The organism is Elusimicrobiota bacterium, from assembly GCA_026388155.1.
Lineage (GTDB): Bacteria > Elusimicrobiota > Elusimicrobia > Elusimicrobiales > UBA9959 > UBA9634.
Genome location: JAPLKI010000023.1, coordinates 1 through 19,019 on the forward strand (window position 1 = coordinate 1; position 19,019 = coordinate 19,019).

At 54.7% G+C, this 19,019-nt stretch carries 13 protein-coding genes; 8 read left to right on the forward strand and 5 right to left on the reverse strand.

What is annotated here, in order from left to right; all coding sequences use genetic code 11:
* Positions 1-491: 491 nt before the first annotated feature.
* Both NTX59_12025 and NTX59_12030 read right to left on the reverse strand, forming a co-directional pair.
* The gene (locus NTX59_12025; protein ID MCX5786405.1) at positions 492-1,586 is read right to left on the reverse strand and encodes a hypothetical protein; all 1,095 of its coding nucleotides are present in this window, start codon (positions 1,584-1,586) and stop codon (positions 492-494) included.
* A gap of 174 nt (positions 1,587-1,760) precedes the next feature.
* Positions 1,761-3,404: an NAD(P)/FAD-dependent oxidoreductase gene (locus NTX59_12030; GenBank protein MCX5786406.1), complete on the reverse strand. Its 1,644-nt coding sequence runs from the start codon at positions 3,402-3,404 to the stop codon at positions 1,761-1,763.
* 139 nt (positions 3,405-3,543) lie between these two features.
* Between NTX59_12030 and NTX59_12035 the strand changes: the two genes are divergently transcribed.
* Positions 3,544-6,048: an adenylate/guanylate cyclase domain-containing protein gene (locus tag NTX59_12035; protein MCX5786407.1), complete on the forward strand. Its 2,505-nt coding sequence runs from the start codon at positions 3,544-3,546 to the stop codon at positions 6,046-6,048.
* Between the two features lie 57 nt (positions 6,049-6,105).
* On the opposite strand, the gene NTX59_12040 is transcribed toward NTX59_12035, so the two are convergent.
* Entirely contained in the window at positions 6,106-7,416 is a 1,311-nt protein-coding gene (locus tag NTX59_12040; protein MCX5786408.1) for a hypothetical protein, read from the reverse strand.
* A gap of 281 nt (positions 7,417-7,697) precedes the next feature.
* Here NTX59_12040 and ettA point away from each other — a divergent pair, with 281 nt between their 5' ends.
* Complete coding sequence (ettA, locus tag NTX59_12045) at positions 7,698-9,383, forward strand: energy-dependent translational throttle protein EttA (GenBank protein ID MCX5786409.1); 1,686 nt, start codon at positions 7,698-7,700, stop codon at positions 9,381-9,383.
* An 86-nt stretch (positions 9,384-9,469) separates the two neighbouring features.
* Here the strand turns inward: ettA and NTX59_12050 are convergent, their stop codons facing one another.
* The gene (locus tag NTX59_12050) at positions 9,470-10,708 is read right to left on the reverse strand and encodes a M20 family metallo-hydrolase (GenBank protein MCX5786410.1); all 1,239 of its coding nucleotides are present in this window, start codon (positions 10,706-10,708) and stop codon (positions 9,470-9,472) included.
* A 316-nt stretch (positions 10,709-11,024) separates the two neighbouring features.
* Between NTX59_12050 and NTX59_12055 the strand changes: the two genes are divergently transcribed.
* The 6 genes from NTX59_12055 to NTX59_12080 all read left to right on the forward strand — a co-directional run bounded on the left by NTX59_12055 (position 11,025) and on the right by NTX59_12080 (position 17,506).
* On the forward strand, positions 11,025-12,242 hold the full coding sequence (locus NTX59_12055) for a phospholipase D-like domain-containing protein (protein ID MCX5786411.1): 1,218 nt from the start codon (positions 11,025-11,027) through the stop codon (positions 12,240-12,242).
* A gap of 71 nt (positions 12,243-12,313) precedes the next feature.
* Positions 12,314-13,453: a saccharopine dehydrogenase NADP-binding domain-containing protein gene (locus NTX59_12060; GenBank protein MCX5786412.1), complete on the forward strand. Its 1,140-nt coding sequence runs from the start codon at positions 12,314-12,316 to the stop codon at positions 13,451-13,453.
* Between the two features lie 196 nt (positions 13,454-13,649).
* Positions 13,650-15,182, forward strand: coding sequence for an aromatic amino acid ammonia-lyase (locus tag NTX59_12065; GenBank protein MCX5786413.1), 1,533 nt, complete (start codon positions 13,650-13,652; stop codon positions 15,180-15,182).
* A gap of 142 nt (positions 15,183-15,324) precedes the next feature.
* Entirely contained in the window at positions 15,325-16,155 is an 831-nt protein-coding gene (locus tag NTX59_12070; protein ID MCX5786414.1) for a phosphatase PAP2 family protein, read from the forward strand.
* A gap of 228 nt (positions 16,156-16,383) precedes the next feature.
* A complete protein-coding gene (locus tag NTX59_12075) occupies positions 16,384-17,037 on the forward strand; it encodes a hypothetical protein (protein ID MCX5786415.1) in 654 nt (217 codons plus the stop codon).
* 259 nt (positions 17,038-17,296) lie between these two features.
* Positions 17,297-17,506 carry a hypothetical protein gene (locus tag NTX59_12080; GenBank protein MCX5786416.1) on the forward strand — a complete coding sequence of 70 codons (210 nt, stop codon included), beginning with the start codon at positions 17,297-17,299 and terminating at the stop codon, positions 17,504-17,506.
* Positions 17,507-17,890: 384 nt separating this feature from the next.
* Here the strand turns inward: NTX59_12080 and NTX59_12085 are convergent, their stop codons facing one another.
* Positions 17,891-18,853: a hypothetical protein gene (locus tag NTX59_12085; protein MCX5786417.1), complete on the reverse strand. Its 963-nt coding sequence runs from the start codon at positions 18,851-18,853 to the stop codon at positions 17,891-17,893.
* Positions 18,854-19,019: the final 166 nt, after the last annotated feature.

The window sequence follows — 19,019 nt, forward strand, 5'->3', positions numbered from 1 at the left end:
CGTGGGAATAATTGGAGGGGGTGACGGCGGGTTTGCCCGCTGCGCCCCAGTAGCGGAGAGGAGGCTCCACCCCTCAATACGGGGTGGAGGGGGACCACGGGAGGCCGTCTGATGGCCATAGGCCCTGATACGGCACCTGCGTAGGCATTGGGTCCCCCACGGGTCTGGGGCGAAGGGCAATCCGCCGGCAGGACCCCCGAACTTGCAGCCACGACACATATAAATTCCACCGCTTGTTGCACTAGCGATTTGAACTCGTGGGGGTGCTGCCCGCCAGGGGGCTCCCAGGCCGAGGTTTAGAGGGGGTTCCATTCGTGTACAGCACCTGCGCAGGCAGTGTATTATAGCGGCACTGATTCGATTTTTACGGTTTTTTGATGCGGTCGGAAGCTTTAGACGCGAGGGGAACTTACGATAAGTGCCCTTATGTCGACTACGAACAACTACAGATTCCTAATGTCCTGCGTAAAACGGCTGGAAGTGTTAACGGTTCAGCGAGCGGTTTTCTCTTTAAGGATCCACACGCGCGAACTGAACGGGTCGAAGACCACGGTCTCCATGTCCGCCATGAACGAGCCGCCCAGTTGGGCCGACGGTCTGGTGTGAGCGCCGATGCCGCCGCAGGCCATGGCCCCCGGCGGGGTGCGCTTCACGTAAACCACGGCTGACCGGAAGCTGCGCGCAGCGCTTCCGTCCTCGGCTATGAACTCTATCGCGCCCTTGTTAAGGCGGTAGGCTTCCACAGGTTCCAGCAGGCCCGGCACGCAGGTGGACAGCTTTTTATCGTTCTCGGGGCAGCGCAGCAGAGCGCCGGGATCAGCGGCGGTTATAAGCGAGTAGAGCGCCTGGTTGATGTTTACGGAGTGCCGCACTATATAGTCGCTGTAGCCCGTATCTATCTGCGCGAGCGCGTCCACGCCGGCCACGCGGACAGGCACGGCGGGAACGTTCGGGACCGACAGCGGCCCGGAATAGTTCTCATCGAGCGCATTCAGCGGAAGCAGCTTGCGGGTATCGTCAGAAAAATATCCGGCCGTAGACAACGGGGAGAAACCGGCGGCGAGCAGCGCGCCGGACGAACAGAACTCTCTCCTGCCGGCACGGGAAAAGGAGTTCCTGCTGAAGAGCAGCGTGTACGCGTTCTCGCTGAGAAAATCCGTGCCTATAATGCCGGCCTGCCTGGAGTCCAGGACAAGCCCGGAATAATCGGCGGTAAGCAGGGACACGCTGCCCTGGTTGTCCACAAAAGAAAAGTCTTCAAAGTCGCATTGCCGGCCCGGCGCCGCGGGGTCGCAGCTGCCCTGAACCGGCTTGACTCCGGGCATCGCGTTCAGGTCGATGGATGAGACATTGGCTCCGTAATCCAGCAGAAACGTTCCGCGCCTGCCGCCTATCTGCACCTCAGCGTACGGCATCTCTTTCGACATCCGCATGGGGACGGTTTTACCGAGGCAGGCCGGGTAAAGCGCGGCCGGCGCGTATTGTGCGGGGGCCTCCCTCTTCACGTATTGCGGGGCGGGCACCGGGTCCGGCGAGGCGCACGCGGCCGCGGACATCAAGGCAAAATAGATGGCTCCTTCGATCATATTTAAAACCGCTAATGAAATGGGCCGGGGCTTAAATTTTCGCACCGGGTACCGGCGCGCCTGACCCGGTATAGGGATATTATGCACCTGATGGCTGGTGCCGCGCAAATTCCCGCTGGGAAACAGCCTTGAAAACCAGGGATCTGCGCGACATATCCGCCGCGTGAGTCAGTATTATGCCGGCGTATCGTCCGAGTTACAATGGATTCCATGTGTTTTCTCCGCGCATAGATGCGCGGCTATTACGGCGCCCGGAACGCCCCCGATTTGACTTGCCCAGCAAGAGCCGATCAACAGATTTTTTACGGGAGTTTCTATATGGATGTTAAACCCGTTTTTATAAAACCGTTTATGCGGGTTCCAGCTCCAGGAGCTGGTTGCGCCCCGCGTGTTGCCGGTAAATTTCTCATACGTTAAAGGAGACGCGGTATCCGCCAAACATATTGATTCTTTTAACCCGGGAACGAGCGAAGAACCCCTTTTTATAAGCGCGCTCCCCGCGTTCTCTTTCAGCTTCCGATATTTAGATTTGTCTCCGCCTCCCCAATTATTCATCCAGCCGTAAGAGGCCAGGGTTTGTATCATAAGCGAAGATCTTCCCGCGGGGGCAAGCCCTGAATTCATTACCGACGGGGAAAAGAGCGTTAAAGCGGTTTTGGCGAAAAAGTCCTCGTCGTTCGTGTCTTCAATGTCCGCTCTTTTGCCTCCTTTGGAAATATCCGGGTTTAAATAAACATGCGCGGTTTTAAGCGCTTTTGCAAGCTCATCATTCGGCATTTTCAACCCCAGATACACCGTAAAAACGCCTTCCGAAACCTGCGCTTTTTCAATCCGCTCCCTTTCGCTTTGCTCAACCAGGTCCGGATGGTCCAAAAGTTTTAAGAGCGTGTTTTTATAATCGCAGGCGGAAATTACAACGTCTGAGGGGTATTCAACCCCGTTGGCCTTAACGCCTGCAACGCGATTGTTTTCGGTTATAATGCCGTCTACCCGCGAATTTAGTTTTAGTTTGCCGCCTAACTCCGTAAACCTGCCGGCTAAAACGTCGGCCCATTCCTGCATTCCGCCGCGCACCGTCCAATAATCTTCACAGATGGCATGAAGCGCCCCGCCTATTATCCACGCGCCCATGCCCGGATACATAATGTTTGAAAGAACGGAAAAAAGCTCCGAGTCCCTGCTGAAAAACCGTTCCGTAAAACTTTCTATGGTCGTATTTTTGTATTCTTTGAATATTCCAGCCGCCCTGAAAGCGTTGAACATAAAAGGAACCATTTTGCGCCAACGCTGAAAACCGCTAAATAAAAGCGGCGAAGGCGCATTTAATCTTTTCATGGCTTCATACATGCCGTCAACAGCGTGAAAATATTTTCCAAGTTCTTTGTTTTCTTCCGGGTACGCGTCAAAGATCATTTTTCTGCAGCCGGCGTAGCTTTCGACGACTTTGTCATACTTTTGCGAAACGAAACGCGGTTTTATTTTTATGAACTGAAGCTTGTCGAAAACCCCGATATCCCGCATAACCTTGAAAATAGAACCCGAACTTTCAAAGGACAGCGTACCGCCCTCAAAATAAAAACCTTCCCGGCTGAACCCGGAAATATATCCGCCGGGCACATTGCGGGCTTCAAATATCGCCACGTTATAGCCTTTTGCCGCCAAAAGGTTGCCCGCGGTCAACCCGCCTATACCCGCCCCAATAATCGCAATATTCTTCATAGACATCCATTGAACGGAATGCCGGCTAAAACAACCGGCCCGCCGTCTCACCACGCGCTTGGTGAACTCTCCGTCGTGGGGGGCTTTGCGGAATTTCATAAAAAAGCCCCCGCTTTTTGTATTATAGCCTTTGGGTCAGCGATTCTGCAAAGGTGAAAATGTGTTCCAGGGGCGTCAAGTTACTATAATTGCTTTTACGTTTCCTGCAAGATCCATATAGCGAGGCGGAGGTATTGCCATGGGCATAGTTGAACGATTGCGCTTGATGCTTGATCGGTTCTGGGATAGTCCGGCGGCGTGGCCGTTGCGGCGGCTGCGCAGGTCTGTAGCCGTAACGATCGGCCTTCCCATGCTCATACTGTTGTCGTCACCCTTCATCATCTTTATCTATGGCTTGGAGTCCATGCCGCTTCTGGCGTCGTTCTGCCTTCTTCCGGCATGGTTGGTTTTTATCGTGTTTCTGTGCACGGAAGGCCGCACGGTGAAAGCCGCCGCAGCCTATGGCCGCGATTCCCCTGAGGCGCTGCGCAGGGCCGCGGAGATGCTCAAAGACGCGGGGTTCACGGTGACGCCGCGCGGCGATGCTTCTCTCAGGGCCGGCCGGGTCTACCGGGCCGCGCGGGTCTTCCAATGGGTCTGTTGGGAGTCAGAGTGGCGGGAATATCCGCTTGAGATCATCGTCTCGGCCAAGCCATCGCCGGGTGGCTGCCTCCTGGATGTGGTCTCCCGCTACCCCTTGTTCGCCCCTATCGGAAGGCTTGGCGAGAGGATCAAGGCGCTTCTTCGAGAGACGACCGAAGCGGTAGCGGCGCTCAACCCCGCGGCGCTCGCCGCGGCCGACAGGAAACCGGTTTTCGCGCAAGGTTCATGGCTGCGTTTCGGAGGGATGACCCTGCGCATCCAATTAGTCCTTTTGGCGATGAGCATCTTCTCTATCGGGGCGGTCATCTTGCAGGGCCACGTGTTGTTCAGCAATGTGGGCGCTGAGATCGAGGCGGACCGGAGCACGGAGCGCTTGACCGTGGTGCAATCGGCGATTTTCGGGCAGATCGATCGCGCGCTCATGAACGAAGTCGAGAAGGTCCGCGGCATGGCGAAATCCGGCGAGTTGAAGAAAGGCCTGCCGCACCTCGCCAAGTCCTTGTCCCCTTCCGCCGGGTCCCTGCCGCTATTCGTCGGCACGCTTGAAGACGACTCGCGGGTCCGCTTCACGCTCGCCTCGTCAGGGGGGGTGCCCTTGCCGACAGCCGCGAACGACCGGATCGACTATATCGACTATGCGGACCGGATTGCAGCAAGGGAGGGGCCTTTGACCTTGATCAGAGGTGTCGAGGGAGGCCTTTTCTACGGCCGGATCGTTAAGTTCTCCGCCATACCCCGTGACCTTGGAAAGAAGGCTATCGTGCTTGGGACTTTCCTGCCTTTTTCGGAATTGGAGCGAAGGGCCCTGCCCCTTTCTTATCCATGGACTCCGAGCGAGTTGACTGTATGGCAGGACGGCAGGTCTGTGGCGCGGATAGAATGGACGGACCACAAGACGGTGCGCGCCTGGAAAGGCGAAGGAGCTATTCCCGAAGAGGTCGCGACCAAAATGCTCAAGGACAGGGAGGACAGGGAGAAGAAATACGACAGCGATTGGAGGCAATTTACTAACTTCTTCTTTCTGGGCAATCTATTATCGGCGGATCCCAAATGGGAGGTGCTCGATGAGAAGCGGGGCGACCATTCCTGGCTTGTCGCCTACAATATCGCTGACGGCCAAGTCGGGACGGGATTCAGCGCGATCTCATTCGCTTGCCGTAATTATGGGGAGATCTACGACATCTTGAGAGGAAGCGTATGGTTTTTTATAATCATAGCACCGCTGATTCTAATGGTGGTCTTTTGTCTCGGCGCGTACCTCTCCAACCATCTGACCCTGCCTATCTTCGAGGTCAAGGACGCCCTGAAGACCATCACGGACGGCGACCTCTCGGTCCGCATGGAGGTCAAGCGCAAAGACGAACTGGGTCAGCTGGCGGCCGCCGTCAACACGCTGGCCTCGGAGCTGCAACGGCGCGAGGCGGTTCAGGAACTGCTGGGAAAATACATGTCCCGCCAGGTGGCCGAGCAGATACTGAGGGAGCCGGAGACATCCTCCCTCGCGGGGACCCAGCGCGAAGTGAGTATCCTGTTCGCGGATGTCCGGGGCTTCACAGACTACTCCGAGCGTCACCCGGTCGGCGTCGTGGTCCAGAGCCTCAACGAGTACTTCGGGGTCATGGTGGAAGTTATAGCGGCCCACGAGGGGGTGCTCGACAAATACATCGGCGACGGGCTCATGGCCGTGTTCAACGCGCCGCATAACCAGCCCGACCATGCCAGGCGCGCCGTCATCACGGCGCTCGAGATGCAGGCGGCCCTGCAGTCCCTGAATCTCAAGCGCGCCCAGCGGGGCGAAGAGCCCATCGCGATCGGCATCGGAGTCAATACGGGCATCGCCATCTCGGGCAGGCTGGGCTCGGTCAAGCGGATGGAGTTCACCGTGGTCGGGGATACGGTCAACCTGGCCTCGCGGCTCGAGCACCACGCTCTTAAGGGGCAGATCCTTATCGGCCCCGGCACCTTCGAGAAGGTCAGGGACGGGGTCGATTATGAGGCGCTGGGCAAGGTCGCGGTGAAAGGAAAGCGCGAGCCGGTCGAGGTCTGGCTGGTCAAAGGCATCAAGCCCGCGCCCGGTAACTGGGTGGAGCGGGCCGTATAGAGATCATTGTGGCGGACAACGGCTCCACCGATGCTTATGTTTACTAGAGATTTGTTATCAGTTCAGCCCGCCAAGTTCGATAAGCCTGTTAAGTATCTGCCTGGGGTTCTCCCGGGCCGGAATGGCTTCGCTGAGCGCCCTGGTTCGGAGCACGCCGCCTTCCATTTTATAAACCACGCGCGGTTCGTTCTGAAAGCCGGAGAGCGCCTCGGAACGGCTGACCTTCTGGGCGCGGCCGCCGCTGAAAACCTCCAGCGAAGTGTAAAAAGGTATCAATGAAGGCAGCCAGGAGACCGTTCTCTGGTATCGATAGAGTTTTGCCGCTTCTGCCGAGCGCATATCCACGGCGGTTTTAATAAGCTCCTTTTTGGAGCCTTCAATGGTTCCCTGCCGCCAGCTCCGGTTGAATCTGACCCCGCCCCAGTCCCGCGAAGCGAGCAGTTCCGTCGCAATTATTTTCGCAAGTCTCCCCACAGGTTCCAATTCGGGAAGATGTTTGTTTTCGTCTCCCGTGGGACGCGAAATATAATAATTTTTGGAGTGCCCGTCCTTCTGCGTGTTGCCGGCCATAGCCTCATGGCTTCCGGGAAGCCTGAGCAGCCAGGTGTTCGTTTCAGGACCGGCCGCCGGGATAACAGGCTCGAACATCCAGGTCCGTTCGTCTTCGGCGTACAGCCCGATATAATTTTTTATTTTCTCGTTCAGGCTATAAGTGACGGCTGGCACCGAACCGTCTCCGGGAACAGGTTCCAACGCCAGAATATTGATAGTTTTGATCCTGGGATTGTTCTTGATTTTATCGGCGGTCAGCATCGTCAATACTCCGCCGCGGCTGTGCCCCACCAGGTTAAGCGTTATATCTCCGGTGGTCGAAGCCAGCACGGAATTGATGTAGGTTACGGCCTCATCCACACATTTGTTCCAGTCCCGCGCCGTTAGAAAAGAGCTGGGAAAGTATTGTCCGTACAGGCCTTTGCTGTTCTGGTCCAGGGAATTGATATCGAACTGTTCGTCCAGTGAGGTTTTTACGGGGTATGCGGCGGTTGAGCCGGGGAGGTCGTCCGTTCCTATCCCGTTTACCACAAGTTTATAGGAGTCGGCATCCTGCTCATGAAAGAGGGTCGAAACCAATTCAGAGGACCAGAAGCCGGAAGAACCGTCCGGGCTGTGGGCGTCTTCGGCCCTCCACCAGTCCTTTGTTATGGCCGTGCCGCAGAAATAGATAGTGACCGTGTTCGCACGTACGGATTTCTCCGGTTTCACTGCGGGAAGTTGCGTTGAGGCGGAGGCTTTTATGCCGGCGGCATCCATCGCCGGTAATATAAATTCGTCGGCATACGCGCCGCCGGCCAGGCTTATGACGAACAAAGATATAAAGATTTTATTCGTAATTTTTTCCCTCCAGACTGTTCTAAACCGCTCAGTCATAGTATACGAAACAGTAAGAATATTCTTATGAGCCAAAAGTCCGCCTATTTCATGACAAAAGGCCCAGTCCGGCACTAGGTAAATAATAACCCTTTGCGCGCGCTCTCGCGCCGGCGCCCCGCTCTTTGTTAATATATACAGCGGTGGTAACAAGTTGCCAGTGACCAGTAACCGGTTACCGGTAACCGAATACCGGATACCGCAGTTAAGACGGAGACTATATGGCTGAAAAACCCGACAAGATCATTTATTCAATGGTCGGAGTAAGCAAGTATTACGATAAAAAGGCGGTGCTTAAGGATATTTATCTTTCCTACTTTTACGGCGCCAAGATCGGAGTGCTGGGGCTGAACGGCTCGGGTAAAAGCTCGCTGCTGCGCATCCTTGCCGGCCTGGATCAGGATTTCAGGGGCGAAACCGTGCTTTCCCCCGGCCACACCGTGGGACTGCTTGAACAGGAGCCGAAACTGGACGAGGAAAAAACCGTGCGCGAGGTGGTTGAGGAAGGCCTGCCCGAAACCATGGCCGCGCTTAAAGAGTATAACGCCATCAACGAAAAATTTTCCGAGCCCATGTCCGACGCGGAAATGAACGCTTTGGTGGAAAAACAGGCCAAAGCGCAGGAAAAAATAGAGGCCCTGGACGCCTGGGACGTGGATTCGCGTCTTGAAATGGCCATGGACGCGCTTGGCTGCCCGGAGGGAGCCACGCCCGTTAAAATAATTTCCGGCGGAGAAAAAAGAAGGGTGGCGCTTTGCCGGCTGCTGCTGCAAAAGCCGGATATCCTGCTTCTGGACGAACCCACGAACCATCTGGACGCCGAGTCGGTGGCCTGGCTTGAGCATCATCTGCGAGAATACAAGGGCACGGTTATAGCCGTCACCCATGACCGCTATTTCCTTGATAATGTGGCCGGTTGGATACTTGAGCTGGACCGCGGACAGGGCATACCCTGGAAAGGCAATTATTCGTCGTGGCTGGAGCAGAAAAGCGACCGCCTGCGCGTGGAGGAGAAAGCGGAAAGCGACAGGCAGAAAACTTTAAAACGCGAGCTTGAGTGGGTGCGCATGTCGCCGCACGGCCGGCAGGCCAAGTCCAAGGCCCGCATAACCGCCTACGAGAATTTGCTCGGCGAGGGCGGGGAAAAAATGGCCAAAGACCTGGAAATTTTTATTCCGCCCGGCCCCCGGCTTGGCAGTCTGGTCATTGAAGCGGCTAAGATCTCAAAAGCTTACGGCGACAAAGTGCTGATGGATAACTTAAGTTTCTCATTGCCGCCGGGCGGCATTGTGGGCATTATAGGCCCCAACGGCGCCGGAAAATCCACGCTGTTTAAAATGATAACCGGCTCCGAAAAGCCGGATGCCGGTTCTTTTAAGGTGGGGGAAACCGTGAAGCTGGCCTATTCCGACCAGTCCCGTTCCTCGCTTGATCCCGGCAAGAACGTGTGGGAAGTTATTTCAGGCGGAGCCGATACGGTGCGCCTGGGTAAACTGGAAGTGAATTCCCGCGCTTATGTGGCGCGCTTTAACTTTACCGGGCAGGACCAGCAGAAAAAAGTGAGCGAACTTTCAGGCGGCGAGCGCAACCGGGTACACCTGGCCGTGATGCTTAAAGAGGGGGGCAATGTTCTGCTTTTGGACGAGCCCACCAATGATCTGGACGTGAACACCCTGCGGGCTCTTGAAGACGCGCTTGAAAATTTCGGGGGCTGCGCCGTGGTAATAAGCCACGACCGCTGGTTTCTGGACCGCATAGCCACGCATATGCTCGCATTTGAAGGCGACAGCAGTGTGGTGTGGTTCGAGGGGAACTTCTCCGCCTATGAGGAGAACAAGCGCGAGCGCCTGGGCGCCGCGGCGGATGTGCCGCACAGGATAAAGTATAAAAAACTCACCAGACCGTAGCCGGATTTTTCCGGCGGAAAATTCGTGAACGTAAAAAATTAAGGCTCAAGGTTTAAACCTTGAGCCTTAATTTTTGATCTTGTATTTTAATGTTTCTCGCCCAGAATTAAGGCCGAGAGGGCGAATACTTTGGCGTCGCCTATCAGGTTGTCCAATATGCAGTATTCATTGGGCTGGTGCGCGGTTTCATTGAGTCGCGAATAGACCACAGCCGGCAGGTTCAGCCGCCGGAAGCAGGCCGCCACGGTGCCGCCGCCTATACCCATCACTTTAGGTTCCACTTTGTAAACTTCCCTTATGGCTTTTTCCACGGCTTTTACTATGGCCGCGTCTTTTGAGGTAGGGGGGGCGGCCTGGGCTTCCTGCTGGGGCTCAAAAGTTATTTTTACGCCGTACATTTTTTCCACTTCTCCTGCCAGGCGGCGCATTTCGTCTTTAACTTCCGAAAGCTGGTACACCGGCATAACGCGGCAGTCCATATAGAACACATCTTCGCCGGGCAGGGTGTTCACATTGGGCACATTGGCTTCTTTCTTGGTGGGCTCGAAGGTGCTTATGGGCGGCTCGTACAATTCGTCCGTGTACGGGAATTTTTCATACAGCGACTTATACTTTACCACCAGTTCGCTTGCGGCTTTGAAGGCGTTTATTCCCAGGCTGGGGCGGCTGGCGTGACATTGCCTTCCGTGCGTGGTGACTTTCATCCACATTATGGACTTTTCGGCTATCTCTATGGCCGAGCCGTCCTCGGCGCCGGAGTCGGGAACGAAGAACATATCGTCCTTGCCGAAAATGCCCGGCTTTTTGTCAACGAGGTAGTCGGCCCCGAAGCCGGAGCCGGTTTCCTCGTCGGCGCAAAAAAGCAGGGCTATGTCGAATTCCGGCCTGAAATTAAGTTCCATCATGGCCTTGACCACGAGAATACTTGAAACCGTGGCCTGCTGATTGTCTTCCACCCCGCGGCCTATAAGATTGCGCCCTTCCACCACCATTTTGTAGGGGTCCGATTTCCAAAGTTTTGCCTCGCCCGGAGGAACAATATCAAGATGGGACATCAGCCAAAGGGTCTTTGCATGGCTCTTGCCTTTATAACGGGCCACAATATTCGGGCGTACGCCGTTCTTGGCTTCTTTCTGCGGAGCGTTTATCCATTCTATGGAATCAAATTTGAGTTTTTTCAGTTCGCCTTCAAGCCACAGGGCTTTGTCGTATTCGCCGTCGCCGCCGCTTAAAGGGGAGAGCGCTGGTATGGCGGTCAGGCCCCGTTGAAGTTCAACGGCATATGATTCGTAGGATTCGATTTTTTTAAGCAGTTTTGTTTTCATGGTTTCTCCTTAGCCAAAGTATACTTAATTATTAACCCTGCTCAAATATTCCGCTATTCCGCCGGCAGGACCCCCGAACTTGCAGCCACGACACATATACGTTCCACCGCTTGTTGTACTAACGATTTAAACTCCTGGCCTGTCCATCTTGATTTTAAAGCGGAAGTCTTGCTAGGATATTTATGTCAGGGTCGCGTATACTCCTCCCTAACCCAAACCCCCAAGTAGTTCCCCCCAATGGATATACGCGGCTCTGACCTTTTTTGCCGGCTGGCCTATTGTTTGTATAATCCTTTAAATGTGTGATGGAGGAAAAATGAAGCTATTTCTTAAAATTTTACCGCTTTTAACGTTGACGCTCAATCTTAAAGCGGCTGAACTTACTATTGCGGAATCGGTTCCGGAAGAAACTGTGTACGGCTCAACTTTGACCGCGCGCCCGCTTGAAGTGTGGCTGGCAATGATAAACGGCGCGGCTAAAACTCTGGATATAGAGGAGTTTTACATAGCTACCGCGCCCGGAGAGCCCATGGAGCAGGTCCTTTCGGCCATAAAATCCGCGGCGGGGCGGGGCGTCAAAGTCCGCGTAATGGTTGACAGCGTCATGATGAAAGAATCCGGCGCACCGCTCGCGGATTTGGGTACCGCCGCCAATATCGAAACGCGCGTGATAAATTACAAAAAGCTGGGCGGCGGGATACAACACTCAAAGTTTTTCGTGGCGGATTCAAAATCCGTTTATGTGGGCAGCCAGAACTTCGACTGGCGGTCGCTTAAGCATATACACGAAATCGGCCTTAAAATAGAAAGTCCGCGCGCGGCCAAAACCTTTGAAACTGTTTTTGAGGCCGACTGGCTTATGGCCGCTTCGGGTAACAAAGCGGACGGCGTGAAATATTTTAAATCCCCCGTTTCCGCCGCCGTCACCCCGAAAAACCCGGAAAAAGCCCTTTTAAACGGCCGGGAAGTTTCTTATTACGCGGCATTCAGCCCGAAAGAACTTAAGCCGCAAAAGTTCGGCGCGGAAATAGACGAGCTGACAGGGCTTATAAAAAAAGCGAAAAAAAGCCTGTCCGCCCAGGTTATGACATATTCGCTCAAAGAGTACGGCGACAAGGAGAAATGGAGAGAGCTGGATAACGCTTTCCGAGAGGCCGCAAAAAGAGGCGTATCGGTGCGGCTTATTTTCGCCGACTGGTCCATGGGCGGCAAGGGGGACCCTGATATAAAGGACCTTTCCCAAGTTAAAAATATAACCGTCAAGATCTCTTCGCTGCCGCAATACAGCGGCGGTTTCGTGCCCTTTGCCCGGGTGGAGCATTGTAAATATCTGGTGGCCGACGATAAATACGGCTTTATCAGCACCTCCAACTGGAGCCGGAACTATTTTTACGACACCAGGGGCGCCGCCGTGATAATCGCGGGCGCCGCCGCCGTTGAAACGCTGAACGATGTTTTTTACAGATCCTGGAACGGGCCTTATGTTAAAGTCGTGGACCCGGCGGCCGATTATTCACCCGTAAAAAAGCAGTAGGACCGAAATTCGTCCGCTTTGCGGATTAAGGTATAATGGTCGTGTAAATTTTTTAGAAACCGGAGGCAATTATGAACGTAGGAGTATTCGGAGCGGGGCTTGTGGGTTCTACGATGGCGAAAGACCTGGCGGACGAAAAGAACTGGAAAATAACCGTCCTGGACGGCTCGGAAAAATCTCTCGACAAACTGCGTTCGGACAAGCGGCTGGCGCTTGTTTGCGCGGATCTGTCAAAAGATGCCAAAGTCAGGGAAGTCGCGTCCAAATTCGACCTTATCATAGGCGCGCTGCCCGGTTTTATGGGTTTTAAAACCGTCAAAAGCGTAATAGAGGCGAAGCGCAACATCGTCGATATTTCTTTTTTTCCGGAGAACTCTTTCCTGCTGGACAAGCTGGCGAAGAAAAACGACGTTACAGCTATAGTTGACTGCGGCGTGGCGCCGGGCTGCAGCAATATGCTCAGCGCGCGGGGAGTGGAACTGCTTGACAGCGCCGACACCTGCATTTGCTACGTGGGCGGGCTTCCCGAAGTGCGCACCTGGCCTTACGAGTATAAAATAGTTTTTTCCGCGGTGGATGTTATCGAGGAATACACCCGGCCCGCCCGCTATATAGAAAACAACGTTCTTGTTACAAGGCCCGCTCTTTCCGACCCCGAATTTCTTGATTTTGAGGGAGTAGGCACCCTTGAAGCGTTCAATACCGACGGGCTGCGGACGCTGGCCGACACACTGAAAATGCCCAACATGAAAGAAAAGACCATGCGGTATCCCGGGCATATAGAAAAAATGCGCGTGCTTCGGGAAACCGGATTTTTTTCAAAAGAGCCGGTCCAGATAGGGGGGGCTTCCATAAGGCCGCTTGACTTCACCGCGAAGCTGCTGTTCCCCATGTGGAAACTTAAGGAAGGCGAGAAGGATTTCACCGTGATGCGCGTTATAGTCGAGGGCCTGAAGAACGGCAAAAAAACGCGCGTAACCTACGACCTGCTTGACCGTTACGACGATAAAACCGGCAATACCTCGATGGCTCGGACAACAGGCTACGCGGGCACCGTGGCCGCAAGGATGTTCGCCGCGGGAGTGTTTACAAGAAAAGGCATCTGCCCGCCCGAATACTTCGGAATGGAAGAGAAGGCATACAAATTCATGATAGCCGGCATGAAAGCCCGCAACATAAATTATGTGGAGAAGATAGAAGAAATAAAATAAATCCGCCCGCAAGACCCGGTTAAACTCCCCCGACGGACATCGGGGGAGTTTTACTTAAAGAAGCAGTTTATTGAAAATAACGGGTGAAAATGAAGCAGCCGGCTCCTGTAATTTTCAAAACGGGCCGGTAATTTATTAGAATTAAGGTGTCCCCGAAAAATTTTCCGGCGGACGCTATTTTAAGGAGGTTTTATTTATGGTTATAAAAGTGGGCGGAGCCGCTCTTACGATCGAGGATGTGGTTAAAGTCGCGCGCCATGGCGAAAAAGTGCAGCTGACTTCCGACGCGCTCGCGCGCATAAGGAAATGCCGCGCCATGCTTGAGAAAAAAATTACGGTTCACGAGATAATGTACGGCGTCAACACCGGCATAGGCGAATTCTCGGAAATGGTGCTCAACGACGAGCAGGTCAAACAATTCCAGCGCTATCTGATATACAACCACGCCGCCGGAATAGGCAAGCCCTGCCCCATAGAGCATGTGCGCGCGGCGATGCTGGGCCGCATAAATGTCCACACCAGGGGCTATTCGGGCTGCCGGCCGGAAATAACTATGACCTATGTGGAAATGCTGAATAAAGGTGTTACGCCGGTGGTCTGCGAAAAGGGCAGCGTGGGTGCCTGCGGCGACCTTGCTCCCATGAGCCAGCTGGCGCTTTCGCTCATGGGCGAAGGCGAAAGTTTTTATGAGGGCGCGCGCATGCCCACCAAAGCGGCCATGGAAAAAGCCGGCATCCCCGTGCCGGGGCTGGAAGCGCGCGACGGCCTTGCCGCCATAAACGGCTCCAACCTGATAACGGGCATGGGCTGCCTTGAAATTTACGATGCCGAACGCTGGGTCAAGCAGGCGGAAATAACTGCGGCCATGACCCTTGAGGCGTTACTCGCCAACATGAAGCCGTATGACAGCCGCCTTCACGAGCTCAGGGGGTTCAGAGGCGCCGTAACTACCGCCGCCAATATACGCTCCGTGGTGGCCGGCTCCGACCTTGTTACGGGGAAACTGAAGGTGAAAGTGCAGGACGCGTATTCCATGCGTTCAACGCCCCAGGTAATAGGCGCCTTCAGGGACCATCTCGCTTACGCCCGCAAACAGTTCGAAATAGAACTTAACGGCGTGGCCGACAATCCCATTTTCCTGGCGGAAAGCGACACCGTGCTGACCGGCGCCAATTTCCAGGGGACGCCTATCAGCATGCCGCTGGATATGGTGGGCGCGGGCGTTACCATGGTCTGCGTGCTGTCCGAAAGGCGCCTGAACCGCCTGCTGAACCCGGCTTTAAGCGTGGGCTTGCCCGCGTTCCTGACCAAGGGCGCCGGGATGTTCTCCGGCTTAATGCTCAGCCAGTATACCGCGGATATGCTTATTGTAGAGCAGCGCATATTGAGCGCTCCCTCCTGCATACAGTCCATTCCCGCGGCCGCGGACCAGGAAGATTTCGTGAGCATGGGAATGAACGCCGCGCTTAAAACCAGGCAGATACTGGACAACGCGCAAAGCGTTCTGGCGATAGAAATGATAGCCGCCGCGCAGGGTATTGATTTCAGGGACTTCTCGGTGGGAAAGGGAACGCGCGCCGCCCACGGCGCCATCCGCAAGGTGGTCAAGCACCTGGACGAAGACCGCCCGCTCTTTATCGATCACAACGCCATGACCGAAGCCGTCAGGCGGTGCGAGATACTGGACGCCGTCCAGAGCGAGATAGGAGAGCTTACAAACTCCTGGTAAGTCAGTAAGGGAACATAATACCTGTAGCAAGCCGCATGGGTATTATGTCCCATTTTTTATATTTGATAATTGTCAGGTCGTTTGCTATAGTATCCTTGCATTACGTTGGAGCCGCAAAAAACACCACGCTTAAGAGGAACCTATGAACAACAAGACCATACTCCCCCGCAGGCTCATCTCCGCAGCTTTCCTTATATCGCTTGCCGCGTCCGCTGTTGTGCCGGCCCGGCTTTTCGCCGGCTCCGCTATTAAAGACCTCGGCTCCTTCGCCGCTTTTTCAGGGCTTCCCTGTATATCTCCGGAGGCCGTACCGGTCGCTCCGGTATTGGAAGCGTACCCGCTCGGCATCTTTGATAAACCGTCGGATAAAGTCTATTACATTTCACCCGGGCAGGTGGACGTGTCTCAGGTGCCGCCGGCCCCCGCCGCCGGTTCCGCCGTGGACAATGAAGACCTGGCTGCGGTAAGGCGCTGGCAGGTGGAGCGCACCGAGGCCCAGTGCGTGGCGGCGAACGCCCAGGCAAACGCTACCTATGACGAATTTTTTGGCGAGGTAAGCCCTTTCGGCAACCCGGGACCTTCAGAAGTGGAAAGCATATTAGATAAAGTCAGGACGGACGCCGGCTCAATAGTGTACCTTCAGAAGCAGAAATACAAGCGCCCCAGGCCTTTCCTGCGCGATTCCGCTATTACCCCCTGCCTTAACAGGGAGGGCGGTTACGCCTATCCGAGCGGCCACTCTACAACGGCCCGCGTGTTCGGGCTTATACTTTCGGATCTGGTTCCGGCCAGCTCCGCCAAATTCATGTCCTACGCCGACCAGGCCGCGCTGAATCGCGTGATAGGCGGCGTGCACCACCCTTCGGATATAGAGGCCGGCAAAAACCTGGGGGATGCCATATACAAGGCGCTGCAGCAGAACAGCAAATTCAACGCGGACATGAATATTTTGCGCAAGGACCTGAAGCCCTGACCCCGTAATCCCTCCAAATCGGATATCACAGCGGGCATCGCAGAGCGTTGCCCGTTGTTTTTTTATCCGCAGCTGAGTTCCGCCTGCGCTCCAACCGTTTTTTTTGAAATAGGTCCAAAGTCTGACAAAAATAGTCCCTTAAGGCCCTTTTTGCAAAAATACACCGGTGCTACAATATCAATAGATAGGTATATTGTTTGGGTTCAGCCGAAAGGCGGAGGTAAAAACATGAAAAAAGTTCTTATGATTTTGACCGTGTGCGGCTTATACGCGCCGGCGTTCGCCCAGCAGGTTTCAATAAATGAGCTGAAAAACGCCGCCAACAACGAACAACTATCAGTACCCGCTATTGCGGCTCCTTCAGCCGCGGTTCCTGAAAAAAATGAAATAAAAAAACCGATCGCCGACAAAGCCGAGATGCCGCGCCGGGAAGTTAAATTCCGTTTAGGTATCCCCGCAACGAATAAAAGCGGAAATTGCAGCGTTACGGCGCAGGACGGTACGCTGGATTCCTGGGCCTGCCGGAACTCGGACGGCAAGATACGCTGCTACGCGGACGTAAATGTCGACGGGAAAACGTTCCGCGTCAACGGAGGCTGCGCGGCTTCTTATTCGGACTGCTGGTGGAGCGGTTCTGCCGCGGTTAAAGACCCCTGCGATTCAATAGATGTAAATCCTGATCCCGCGCCGGGCAGCGGCTGCACCGTCAAGGACCAGGACGGGACGCTGGATTCCTGGGCCTGCCGGGATTCGGAAGGGAAGATGCGCTGTTACGCGGACGTTACCGCCAACGGCAGTTCATTCCGCGTTTACGGCGGCTGCTTCGCGTCGTTTTCGGATTGCTGGTCCACCGGCCCCGGAGCCGTAAACCCCTGCGATTGAGTTTACTATAGGTAAAGCTACGGAGGGGGAAGTAAGACAGTTGCCTTTGTGTTGATTGCGGATATTATTTATTTTTTTGAGAAAAAGTGCGCCTCCCCCGACTTTCGTCGGGGGAGGTTTAATTTTTAAATACCAGAACGCCGGTCGGAGAGGGGCCGGTGAAAACCATTAAAAAAGGAGCCAGTCTGCTTTAATTTTTGGCGCTCATTGCCATGCAGGTGCCCAGCTCCCGTCCGTTCCGTAATGGGATTATTATGCGGTGCGCTGCAATCTGGCGCAGGCCGTGATCCAGCCCCTCACCGAAGCCCGGCGTGGCAATAATATTTTTATCGACCAGGCGGGATTTTCCCGGCTGAAGCTTTCCGGAAATGAATTCAGGTTTTTCTTCCAGCGTGAAGGTTATATAGGCACGGCCTATGTGAAACGCATTCTGGAAGAGGTCACCCGCCTGGCTTCCCTCTTCAATTAACTTCAAGTCTTCACGCGAAATAAGGCAAAAATAAATGGAGCGGGTGACGCCGGAGCCGGGTTAGCGGGGCCTTCGCGAATCTGAGGCTTGCGCAAGCGCCGAAGATGATTGGTGGAAGCCGACCACGGTGTGGGCGGCTGTCCCCGCGTTCCGGTCCGGTGACAGGCCCAGCCCTTTTGGCCCAGGAACCATGGCTAATTAGCTCCAGCTTGTATAATTGACTGTTGCCGCGAAGCCAAAAGAGCTGGACAGGCCCTGCGAACCCATGAAGTCACACACAAAATTATTACAGCTTCACATTAATGTAAAGCTGTCCAACCTCCAAACAATAAAAAAAGGCGCGGCTTTTTGAGCCGCGCCTTTGATTAAGGTTCAAAGAATACTTTACCGGCGATAGGCGCCCTCAAGATAGCTGATGGTGAAGGCGGTCCAATTCAGCCTGGCTTCCAGAACTATTTTCCCGCTCTGCTTCATGGAGTTAACAGCCTGGTCCATTCCGGCTTTGGCCTCATTGTTGAAAGAGTACTGACCGCTGGTGTAGCTCTGTATCCGCGCTCGCGCGGGCGCGGTAAAGGCTATGGTGTACATGGTCCAGTTCAGGCGGCTTTCAAGGATGGGGTATCCGGCCGCGGTGAGCTGCCTGACGGCCTCATCCATGGCGTCCTTCGCCTCATTGTTGAAAGAGAACTGTCCGCTCTGGAAGGTTAACTTCTGGGTGTTCCAGTCTTCATTATGCCCTCCGCCGATTCCGTCAAGGTAGCTGATGGTGAAGGCAGTCCAATTCAGTCTGGCTTCCAGGATGATCTTTCCGCTCTGCTTTAAGGCGGCTACGGCCTGGTCCATTCCGGCTTTGGCTTCGTTGTTGAAGCTGTACTGGCCGCTGGTGTATTGTTTGATCTGGGCGCGGGCCGGGGCCGAGAAGACCAGTGTGTATTGAGTCCAGTTCAGGCGGCTTTCCATGACCGCATAACCGGCCGCATTAAGCTGCCTGACGGCCTCGTCCATGGAAGCCTGCGCCTCATTGTTGAAAGAGAACTGTCCGCTTTGGAAATTTAAAGTCTGAGTGGCCCAGGGACCGGGCTGGGGCGGATAGGGTTGCGGCGGATAAGGCTGTGGCGGAAAGGGCTGCGGTGGAAAGGGCGGGTGCCACGGGCCGGGGTGTGGCTGGCCCGGCACCGGAATGCCGCCATGCCCGCCGTTCATGTTGCCGTTGGGACCGGCTTTCTGAATATCCGAAAGCTTTATGGAATCGAGGTTGAAAGAAATTTTTGAGGTTTCCAAGTCAGCCGCCCGGCCAAGACCGGCTCCGGCGGCAATAAGTACCGCTGCTATCGCTAATTTGTTCATAATGTTTTTACCCTCCCCCTTTAGTGTTTCCGCTGCCATGTTTATAGGATAGCAGGTTTGAGAGATTTTGCCGACGGCCCTAAGCCTTGTAATCCGTTGTTTTAAGGCCCAGGGAAAAATGGGCCAAAAGGGCACCGCTTTTTTGCCGCCGGTGAAGCGAAAAAAG